Here is an 8,969-nt window from a genome sequence, read left to right on the forward strand (position 1 = left end):
TCAAGTTGTGCTGGCGGTACTGGCGTCAAGTCGTGCGTGCGGTACGGGCGTCAAGTCGTATGTGCGGTACGGCGCTGGACGAGCACGGCGGCGACGATGATCGCGCCCTTCGCGATCTGCTGGACGTCGCTCTGCAGGTTGTTCAAGGCGAAGATGTTGGTGATCGTGGTGAAGATCAGGACGCCGAGCACCGAGCCGACGATGGTGCCGCGCCCGCCGCTGAGCAGCGTGCCGCCGATGATCGCGGCGGCGATGGCGTCGAGTTCGTACAGGTTGCCGTTGGTGTTCTGGCCCGAACCGGACAGCACGATCAGCAGGAAGGCGGCGATGCCGCAGCACAGCCCGGAGAGCAGATACAGGTACAGCCGCTGCCGGCGTACGTCGATACCAGCGAGCCGGGCGGCTTCCGCGTTGCCGCCGACGGCCACGGTCCGCCGTCCGAAGGTGGTGCGGTTGAGCAGCAGCCAGCCGATGACGGTGACCACCGCGAAGACCATGACCAGCGGCGGGATACCCAGGACGTAGGCGTCGCGCCCGCCGAGGTCCAGCACGCTCTGGACGGTGACGACCTGGGTGTTTCCGTCGGTGATCTGCAGGGCGAGCCCGCGGGCCGAGGCGAGCATGGCGAGCGTCGCGATGAACGGGACCATGGCGCCGTACGCGATCAGCATGCCGTTCACCAGGCCGCAGCCCACGCCGACGATCACCGAGGTGAAGAGGATGCCGATGAAGCCGTACTCCTGGGTGGCCACGGTCGTGGCCCATACGGAGGCGAGCGCGACGATCGCGCCGACAGACAGGTCGATGCCGCCGGAGACGATGACGAAGGTCATGCCGACGGTGACGACACCGATGACCGAGGCCTGGGTGAGGACGAGTTGGAGGTTGCGGGTGTCGAGGAACTGGTCGGGCTTGGTGATGCCGCCGATGATGATCAGGGCGGCGAGCACGCCGAGCAGTGAGAGGGTGCGGACGTCGGCGCGGGCGGTGAGTGCCCGCCAGGGGCTGGTTCCCTCCACCGGCGACATTTTCGGGGTGTCATCCCGGGGCGGTGATGCGTGCTGCGTCATGACGCCGGAGTTCCTTCCATGACGAGGTCGAGTACACGGGGTTCGTCGAGCTCTCGGGCGGGCGCCGTGTGCACGACGTGGCCCTCGCGGAGCACCAGGACGCGGTCGGCGAGCCCGAGGACTTCGGGGACTTCGCTGGAGACCAGGAGCACGGCCAGGCCTTCGTCGGCGAGGCGGCGGATGACGGCGTACAGCTCGGCGCGGGCGCCGACGTCGACACCGCGGGTGGGCTCGTCGAGCAGCAGCACCCGGCAGCCACGCAGCAGCCAGCGGGCCAGGACGGCCTTCTGCTGGTTGCCGCCTGAGAGGGTGCGCACGGGCACGGAGGGGTTGTCGGGGCGAAGCGACAGCTCGCGCGTGGCCTTCAGGGCCGCTTCCCGCTCGCCGCTCCGGTCCAGCCAACCCCCGTAGGAGAAGCGGGACATGGAGGACACGGACACGTTCCGCGTGACGGACTCCAGCATCAGCAGGGCCTGCGCCTTGCGCTCCTCGGGAGCGAGTCCGAGTCCGGCGCGGACGGCGTCCCGTACGCTGCCCGGCTTCAACCGCCTTCCCTCGACGAGGACTTGACCCGCGGTCGGCTTGCGCGCGCCGTAGATGGTCTCCAGGATCTCGGAGCGTCCGGAGCCGACGAGTCCTGCGAGGCCGACGATCTCGCCCGGCCGGAGGCTGAGGTCGAGGGGTGCGAACTCCCCTTCGCGGGCAAGGCCTTTGACCTCGAGTACCGGTTCCGGGAGCGCGTCGTGCTCCGGCCGCTCGGGGAAGACGTACTCCACGTTCCGCCCCGTCATCAACGCCACGACCTCGCGCGTCGGCGTCGACTTCGCCGGCAGCCCGCCCGCCACCGCGCGCCCGTCCTTGAGGACCGTGACGCGGTCGCCGATGCGGCGGATCTCCTCCAGGCGGTGCGAGATGTAGACGACGGCGACGCCGTCGGCGGTGAGGTCGCCGACGATACGGAAGAGGTTGTCGACCTCGTCGGGGTCGAGGGCGGCGGACGGCTCGTCCATGACGATGAGGCGTACGTCGTGGGAGAGCGCCCGCGCCATGGAGACGATCTGCTGATGGGCGGCGGACAGGTCGCCGACGAGACGGGCCGGATCGATCTCAGGGTGCCCAAGTCGCTTGAGCAGGGCGGCTGTTGAGGCGCGTGCGCCCTTGCGTCGTACGACGAAACCGGCGGTCGTCGGCTCATGGCCCAGGTAGACGTTCTCGGCCACCGACAGGCCCTCCACCAGGTCGAGTTCCTGGTAGATGGTGGCGATGCCGAGGCGCATGGCGGCGATCGGCGAGCGGAGGGTGACGGGGGAGCCGCGCCAGTTGATGGTGCCGTTGTCGGGCTGGTGGGCGCCGGCCAGGACCTTGATGAGGGTGGACTTCCCGGCGCCGTTCTGGCCGAGCAGACAGTGCACCTCGCCGGGCTGGACGTCGAGGTCGACGCCGTCGAGCGCGCGGACGCCGGGGAACGACTTGGTGATCCCGGACATGGTGAGCAGCGGTGGTTCGGATGCCATGACGGTTCCCCTTGGCGGGCGTGCGGGCCGGTTCAGGGCAGGGTGGGGTAAGGCGGGGGCGGTGCGGAGTGCCTGTTGGGAGCGGTGCAGGGTGCCGTGCTGGTGAGCTTTTCGTGCGGCTCTGGTGCTGACGTGCGGCGTTAAGCGGGTGAGAACAGATGATCGCTGATGAGCCGGGCCGCGCCGATGACTCCGGCGGTGGGGCCCAACTCACCCAGAACGATCGGGAGGTTGCCGGTCGCGAGGGGCAGCGACTGGCGGTAGACCTGGGTGCGGATCGCGGCGAGCAGGGTGTGGCCGAGGCCGGTCACCCCGCCGCCGATCACCACCAGGCCGGGGTTGAAGAAGCTGACGAGTCCGGCGATGACCTGGCCGGTGCGGAAGCCGCCCTCGCGGATCAGATCGAGCGCCGTGGTGTCGCCCGCGACGGCCGCGGCGGCGACGTCGACGGCGCTGAGGCTGCCGTTCGTCTCCAGGCGGCTGGAGAGTTCGGGCGACAGCCCCTGCTGGGCGGCTTCCGTGGCGTCGCGGGCGAGTGCGGCGCCGCTGAAGTGGGCTTCCAGGCAGCCCCGGTTGCCGCAGGCGCACTGGCGGCCGTCCGGTACCGCGAGGATGTGGCCGATGTCGCCGGCACTACCCGTCGTACCGCGGTAGACCTCACCGCCGACGACGATGCCGCAGCCGATACCGGTGCCGATCTTGACGCAGAGGAAGTCGCCCACGGTGCGTGCGACGCCCGCGTGCTGCTCCCCCATGGCCATCAGGTTCACGTCGTTGTCGACCATGACGGGGCAGCCGAGGTCCTGGCTCAGCGCCTCGCGCACCGGGAAGCCGTCCCAGCCCGGCATGATCGGCGGGGCGACCGGGACGCCCTCGGGGAAGCGGACAGGGCCTGGTACGCCGATGCCGGCGCCGTCGAATCCTTCCGCGAGCCCCGAGGCCTTCAACTTCGCCGCCATGGACAGGACTTGCTCGAAGACCGCGACCGGGCCCTCGCGTACGTCCATGGGCTGGTTGATGTGACCCAGTACCTCCAACTCGGCGTTGGTGACGGCCACATCTATCGACGTCGCGCCGATGTCCACACCGAGGAAGCGCAGAGCGGGCGCGAGCCGGATGTTGTGGGAACGTCGGCCACCGCGCGAGGCGGCGAGTCCGTCGGCCACCACGAGCCCCGTCTCCAGGAGACGTTCGACCTCCACGGCCAGCTTGGACCGCGAGAGGTCGACCCGATCGCCCAGCTGAGCACGGGAGTTGGGCCCGTCGTCACGCAACAGCCTGAGCAGCCGCGCCTGGTGGGCGTTCGCGGGTCGCGCCGTCATACGTCTCACGAGCCCCTCCCCGCCTTATCGGCACCGCTTCGACTGGCTTTCGAGGGGAACGTAGCAGCGGCTGCCGAAGGTGGGAAGAAGTTGCGCACGAATTGCTGCCAACTTTCTCCACTCACAGGACAAAGGGTGGCAGGGCAATGGTGGGTGCGCTGCTTGGCGAGCAGGATGGGCGCGGGCCTGAGGCGCGCCCGCAGGCGCTACCCCCGCTGTCGCGCGTGGTACGTCCTGCGCGTGTGCTCCGTGTGGGCGCGCATGACCTCCGTGGCCCGCTGCTCGTCGCGGTTCGAGATCGCCGCGATGAGTTCGCGGTGTTCGATCCAGGACTGGTGGCCGCGCTGGCGGGCGACGGGGGTGTAGTACCAGCGGACCCGGCGGTCGACCTGCGCGGCCAGCTCCGCGAGGACCGCGTTGCCCGCCAGCTCCATGACCTTCGCGTGGAAGCGGGCGTTCATCGCGACCGCGCCGTCCACGTCGTCGGCGTCCACCGCCCGCTCGCCCTCGGCGCACAGCTCCTCCAGGGCGCTGATGCCGGCGCTGCCCGCGTTGGCGGCGGCGAGGCGGGCGGCCTCGGCCTCCAGGAGCGTACGGACCGTGAGGAGCTGGTCCGCCTCCTCCTCCGTCGGCTCGTGCACGAACGCGCCCTGCGCGGGCCGCAGATCGACCCAGCCCTCGGTGTTCAGCCGCTGCAGGGCCTCGCGCACCGGCTGCCGGGAGACCCCGAGGTGCCCGGCGAGCTCGCTCTCGACCAGGTGCTGGCCGGGCTGCAGGGCGCGCGTCGTGATGAGTTCAAGGAGCGCCTCGTAAACACGGTCCCTGAGCGGCCCCGGCCGTTCGAGCTTGGGTACCGCCCCCTGCGGCAGTCCTGTCGACAACATCGCGGTCCCCCTCCTGGGCAACGGCAGCGCGGCAGCCGGAAAGCCAGTGCCAGCCAGTATCAATTGTCTTTCGTCTACAGTCTACGGCGCACACCGGCCAGGGCGAGGGGCAGTTGGACTCGTCACATCACGGCGAACCCGCACGTCACGGGCAGCGGACCACCTGTCCCGCGTACGACAGATTGCCGCCGAAGCCGAAGAGCAGTACCGGATCGCCGGTGGAGATCTCGCCGCGTTCGACAAGCTTCGAGAAGGCGAGCGGAATGCTCGCAGCGGACGTGTTGCCGGACTCGGCGACATCGCGCGCGACGACGGCGTTCACGGCGCCGATCTTCTCGGCGAGCGGCTCGATGATGCGCAGGTTCGCCTGGTGGAGGACGACCGCGGCGAGGTCCTCGGGGTCCAGGCCCGCCCGCTCGCAGGCCTTGCGCGCGATGGGCGGGAGCTGGGTGGTGGCCCACCGGTAGACGCTCTGCCCCTCCTGCGCGAACCGCGAAGGCGTGCCCTCGATCCGTACCGCGTGCCCCATCTCGGGCACGGAACCCCACAGGACGGGCCCGATCCCGGCCTCCTCCGAAGCCTCGACGACCGCGGCCCCCGCCCCGTCCCCGACGAGCACGCAGGTCGTACGGTCCGTCCAGTCCGCCACATCGGACATCTTGTCGGCGCCGATGACGAGCACCCGGCTCGCGCCCCCGGCGCGTACGGCGTGATCGGCGGTGGCCAGCGCGTGCGTGAAGCCCGCGCAGACGACATTGAGGTCCATCACGGCCGGGGACGGGATGCCGAGGCGGGAGGCGACCCGGGCGGCCATGTTCGGCGAGCGGTCGACTGCGGTGGAGGTGGCCACCAGGACCAGATCGATGTCGTCGGGAGCGAGTCCGGCCGCCGCGAGGGCCTTGGCGGCGGCGTGCGCGGCCAGCTCGTCGACCGGTTCGTCGGGTCCGGCGATATGCCGTGTGCGGATGCCCACCCGGCTCCTGATCCACTCGTCGCTGGTGTCGACCAGACCCGCCAGGTCCTCGTTGGTGAGTACCTTGGCGGGCTGGTAGTGGCCGACTGCGACGATGCGTGAGCCGATCATGGGCGGTCCCCCTCGTTGCCTGGGTGTAGGACCCACCAGTCTGTTCGGGTACTCACGGGTACGAGGACAGGTGAAGCCACAGGAAAGCGGCGTCAGCCTTGTCGGCTTCTGTTGAACGCTCGGACACCCGAGCACTTACCCGGTGAACAGCTGCGTCGCCTTCCGCACCAGTTCGTACAGACCGTAGGCGAGCGGCGCTCCCACCCACACCCAGGAGAAGGCGATCAATCCCCGGCGGCCGGGCGGAGCGCTAGGCGGACTGCTGTCGCTCGTGGACATCGGCGGCCTCCTTCGGGGCGGGGATGTGGTGGCGGGCATGGACGGGACGTACGAGCTCGTTGGCGACGAAGCCGATGGCCAGCAGCCCGATCATGATGATCAGGGACATTCCGTACAGGGACTCACCGGACTTGCCCGCCTCCTCCTGCCGGTCCGCGATCCAGTTGACGATCAGCGGTCCGAGGACTCCGGCGGTCGACCAGGCGGTGAGCAGCCGGCCGTGGATCGCGCCGACCTGGTAGGTGCCGAAGAGGTCCTTCAGATAGGCGGGGATGGTCGCGAAGCCGCCTCCGTAGAAGGAGAGAATCACCAGCGCGCAGACGATGAACAGCGGCTTCGAGGAGTCGCCCACCCATGCGATCAGCGCGTACATCAGCGCGCCCGCGCCCAGATAGAGGCGGTAGATGTTCTTGCGCCCGACCAGGTCGGACGTCGACGACCAGACGATACGGCCCGCCATGTTGGCGGCCGAGAGCAGTGCGACGAAACCGGCCGCCGCCGATGCCGAGACCGGCGTCGAGGTGTCGGCGAAGAAGTCCGTGATCATCGGGGCGGCCTTCTCCAGGATGCCGATGCCCGCCGTGACGTTCATGCAGAGGATGATCCACAGGCACCAGAACTGCGGGGTGCGCACGGCGTTGCGCGCCGACACCTGCACGCCCTCGTAGGCACTCGGCCCGGACGCGACCGGCTTCTCGCTGCGCGGCACGCGCACCAGCAGGACGCCGAGCAGCATGAACACGGCATACGACAGCCCGTGCACGAGGAACGCGAGCGCGATACCGGAGTTGTCGGAGCCGAACGACTCCAGCATCTGCGCGGACCAGGGCGAGGCGATCAGCGCACCGCCGCCGAAGCCCATGATGGCGATGCCGGTGGCCATGCCGGGCCTGTCCGGGAACCACTTGATGAGCGTCGAGACGGGTGAGATGTACCCGATACCGAGACCGATGCCGCCGACGAAGCCATAGCCGAAGACGATCAGCCAGTACTGCTCGGTGGCGGCCCCGAGCGCGGAGAGCAGGAAGCCCGACGAGAAGCAGATCAGGGCCACGGTCATCGCCCAGCGCGGCCCGTTCCGCTCGACGAGCGTGCCGCCGAACGCGGCGGACAACCCAAGCATCACGATGCCGAGTTGGAAGGGCAGCGCGCTCTGCGTGCCGCTGAGGTCGAGCGCGGACTCCAGAGGCGGTTTGAACACGGACCAGGCGTAGGCCTGACCGATGGAGAGATGAACCGACAGGGCAGCGGGCGGAACGAGCCAGCGACTCCAGCCGGGTGGCGCTATGGGTGGACTCATGATCCCGAACGATAGGAATCTGTCGCCGAGTTGGGAAGTCGGTCCGCCGAACGCGTCGACGGTATGCGATGAACGGTATCCCAGACGCGACGAACGGTCGTCGGGGGCCGACGGGCGGCTTCGTGGTGCCTTTGGCGGGCTCCGCGCCGGACTTCGGCAAGTCCGCTTGACCACCGTCACGTTGACCACCATTACGTTACGTCTTCGCGGAAACGGCGGGGCAGCCACAGGCCGGTGGTGTCGGAGGGCGGAGGGCTGCGACGCACGTGTTCGACGAGCGCCGCAAGGCCGGGGTGTCGATTGGCGGAGTGCCAGATGAGCGACCAGGGATAGACGGGCGTCGGCGTGACGACGGGGATGCGCCGGAGATTGTGATGCCTCGGCAGGTCGATCCGGACCCTCTCCCCGAAGAAGGTGAAAATCGATCGTGACGCGCCGACCGATTCCAGGAGTGCCTCCATGCCGAAGTTCGGGCCGGCCGAGTCGATGGTGAGCGAGAACTCCTCGGCGAGCTCGCGATACCAGTCACCCCATTCGCTGCCTTCGACAATCCCCGGAACCCAGGCGGTGAAAGGGACGAGTTCGGCCGGGCTGACGGATTCGGCTCCTGCCAGCGGGTGCCGCTCGCCGACGACGATCTGCAGGGCCTCCAGGCAGGCGAGCGCTCCGTCGAGCCCGGGGACGAGGTCCCGGACCGGCTCCCGCTCGTAGACGAACGCCGCGTCGATCTCGCCGTCGGCGAGCGCACGGACCGAGACGTCCACACCGCTCAGCATCACGGTCTTCAGTGGGATGTCCTGGTGTGCGCGGTGGAACTCGAGCAGTACCGTCGTCGTGGCGAGCCGATCGCCAAGTACGTCGACGCGCAACGGACGCGTCTCGCGCCGCACGGACTCGACGGCCTGTCTGACCGCGACGAGTACGGCCCGGGCATGCGGCAGAAACGTCCGGCCGTCCGACGTCAGGGCCGCTCCCGTGGCGACGCGCTTGAACAGCATCACGTCCAGTGAGGACTCCAGGGCCGCGACGCGTTTCGACACGGCCTGCTGGCTGACGCCGAGCCGGGCGGCCGCGTGCTGGAACTGTCCTTCTTCGGCCACGGCGACGAAGGCCCGCACGGATTCCAGGTTCATGCGCAGAACGCTATGTGTACAACCGTTGATTGTGCAGGAGACCCCCGAGTTGTTTGATCCCTCCACTTGCTGATGGCTTTGATGGCGCTCCCGGACCACTCACCCGACAACTCAGCGTTGTGTCTCAGGAGCCGTCGTGTCCCGATCCTTCACGCACCTGCACGTCCATACCCAGTACTCGCTGCTGGACGGTGCCGCGCGGCTGAAGGACATGTTCGACGCGTGCAACGAGATGGGCATGACGCACATCGCCATGTCCGACCACGGCAACCTGCACGGGGCGTACGACTTCTTCCACTCCGCCAAGAAGGCCGGCGTCACCCCGATCATCGGCATCGAGGCGTACGTGGCGCCGGAGTCCCGGCGCAACAAGCGGAAGATCC

Annotated in this window: 9 protein-coding genes; 1 reads left to right on the top strand and 8 read right to left on the bottom strand. The window is 69.1% G+C overall.

The window, feature by feature from the left end:
- Positions 1-50: 50 nt before the first annotated feature.
- From ACYVO6_RS22445 to ACYVO6_RS22480, 8 genes are all read right to left on the bottom strand, one after another.
- Positions 51-1,070, bottom strand: a complete 1,020-nt coding sequence (locus tag ACYVO6_RS22445) for an ABC transporter permease (protein ID WP_461063777.1) — start codon at positions 1,068-1,070, stop codon at positions 51-53.
- Entirely contained in the window at positions 1,067-2,584 is a 1,518-nt protein-coding gene (locus ACYVO6_RS22450; RefSeq protein ID WP_461063779.1) for a sugar ABC transporter ATP-binding protein, read from the bottom strand. Before ACYVO6_RS22450 ends, ACYVO6_RS22445 begins: the two co-directional genes overlap by 4 nt.
- Positions 2,585-2,724: 140 nt before the next feature.
- Positions 2,725-3,906, bottom strand: a complete 1,182-nt coding sequence (locus tag ACYVO6_RS22455; RefSeq protein ID WP_461063803.1) for an ROK family transcriptional regulator — start codon at positions 3,904-3,906, stop codon at positions 2,725-2,727.
- A 206-nt stretch (positions 3,907-4,112) separates the two neighbouring features.
- Complete coding sequence (locus tag ACYVO6_RS22460) at positions 4,113-4,790, bottom strand: GntR family transcriptional regulator (protein WP_461063781.1); 678 nt, start codon at positions 4,788-4,790, stop codon at positions 4,113-4,115.
- Positions 4,791-4,935: 145 nt separating this feature from the next.
- Complete coding sequence (locus ACYVO6_RS22465; RefSeq protein WP_461063783.1) at positions 4,936-5,874, bottom strand: beta-ketoacyl-ACP synthase III; 939 nt, start codon at positions 5,872-5,874, stop codon at positions 4,936-4,938.
- Between the two features lie 135 nt (positions 5,875-6,009).
- Positions 6,010-6,153, bottom strand: coding sequence for an MFS transporter small subunit (locus ACYVO6_RS22470; RefSeq protein WP_461063785.1), 144 nt, complete (start codon positions 6,151-6,153; stop codon positions 6,010-6,012).
- Entirely contained in the window at positions 6,125-7,453 is a 1,329-nt protein-coding gene (locus ACYVO6_RS22475) for an OFA family MFS transporter (protein WP_461063787.1), read from the bottom strand. The genes ACYVO6_RS22470 and ACYVO6_RS22475 overlap by 29 nt, the downstream gene beginning before the upstream one ends.
- 191 nt (positions 7,454-7,644) lie before the next feature.
- Entirely contained in the window at positions 7,645-8,586 is a 942-nt protein-coding gene (locus tag ACYVO6_RS22480; protein ID WP_461063789.1) for a LysR family transcriptional regulator, read from the bottom strand.
- Positions 8,587-8,722: 136 nt separating this feature from the next.
- Between ACYVO6_RS22480 and ACYVO6_RS22485 the strand changes: the two genes are divergently transcribed.
- The coding region (locus ACYVO6_RS22485; RefSeq protein WP_461063791.1) for a PHP domain-containing protein at positions 8,723-8,969 on the top strand (247 nt) is incomplete at its 3' end.

Source organism: Streptomyces pseudoechinosporeus (genome assembly GCF_054783935.1).

Coding starts and splice junctions, on each gene's coding strand:
- ACYVO6_RS22480 (WP_461063789.1), bottom strand. CDS start 8,586: ATGAACCTGGAATCCGTGCGGGCCTTCGTCGCCGTGGCCGAAGAAGGA.
- ACYVO6_RS22455 (WP_461063803.1), bottom strand. CDS start 3,906: ATGACGGCGCGACCCGCGAACGCCCACCAGGCGCGGCTGCTCAGGCTG.
- ACYVO6_RS22450 (WP_461063779.1), bottom strand. CDS start 2,584: ATGGCATCCGAACCACCGCTGCTCACCATGTCCGGGATCACCAAGTCG.
- ACYVO6_RS22470 (WP_461063785.1), bottom strand. CDS start 6,153: ATGTCCACGAGCGACAGCAGTCCGCCTAGCGCTCCGCCCGGCCGCCGG.
- ACYVO6_RS22460 (WP_461063781.1), bottom strand. CDS start 4,790: ATGTTGTCGACAGGACTGCCGCAGGGGGCGGTACCCAAGCTCGAACGG.
- ACYVO6_RS22445 (WP_461063777.1), bottom strand. CDS start 1,070: ATGACGCAGCACGCATCACCGCCCCGGGATGACACCCCGAAAATGTCG.
- ACYVO6_RS22475 (WP_461063787.1), bottom strand. CDS start 7,453: ATGAGTCCACCCATAGCGCCACCCGGCTGGAGTCGCTGGCTCGTTCCG.
- ACYVO6_RS22465 (WP_461063783.1), bottom strand. CDS start 5,874: ATGATCGGCTCACGCATCGTCGCAGTCGGCCACTACCAGCCCGCCAAG.